1 protein-coding gene is annotated in these 691 nt (G+C 56.2%); it reads left to right on the top strand.

Features of this window, described 5'->3' with window-relative positions; translation table 11 throughout:
• Nucleotides 1-59: 59 nt before the first annotated feature.
• The coding region (locus tag J4E70_RS19235; protein WP_213891564.1) for a helix-turn-helix domain-containing protein at nt 60-691 on the top strand (632 nt) is incomplete at its 3' end.

Genomic DNA, 691 nt, shown 5'->3' with positions numbered 1-691 from the left:
GGCGGTTTCAACGGGTGGTCGCAACACTTTAGTCTTTTTGGAAAGATGGAGTGTTAGAGATGAAATATCGGACGCGGACGTTTTACACGGACAAACAGAAATCTGAGATGTGGGATCGGTGGCAGCGCGGCGAGTCGATGAGTTCGATTGGACGGCATTTCAATCGTGCGTCGTCTTCGATCTTCCCGCATTTGGCCCAGTTCGGCGGAATCCGACCCGCTGCCCGTAAGAGGTCGCGGTTTGCTTTAAGCCTCACAGAGCGGGAGGAGATATCTCGCGGCTTGGTCGCAAAGCAATCCTTCCGTTCAATTGCCAAAAGTCTGAAGCGGTCGCCTTCGACGATCAGTCGAGAGGTCCGCAGGAACGGTGGACGTCAGGCCTATCGCGCGGCGCGCTCGGATCAACGGGCCTGGGACTGCGCAACGCGGCCCAAATCATGTAAGCTCTCGTTCAACGACCCATTGTGTCAACTGATTGCACGCAAGTTGCGTCGGAAATGGTCGCCGCAGCAGATTGCAGGTTGGCTTAAACGCAAGCACCCGGATGAGGAGCAGCACCGCGTGTCGCATGAAACGATCTACCGCAGCCTTTATGTGCAGACCCGTGGTGTTTTGAGGAAGGAATTACAGCAGTGTTTGCGCAGCCCGCGTGCCATTCGACGGTCACGGCATGCGACCCAGAAAGGGCTAAA

This window comes from Pseudohalocynthiibacter aestuariivivens, from assembly GCF_018457175.1.
GTDB classification, from domain to species: domain Bacteria; phylum Pseudomonadota; class Alphaproteobacteria; order Rhodobacterales; family Rhodobacteraceae; genus Pseudohalocynthiibacter; species Pseudohalocynthiibacter aestuariivivens.
The sequence above is the reverse complement of the archived record's forward strand: the minus strand, read 5'-3'. Positions and strand labels throughout refer to the sequence as shown.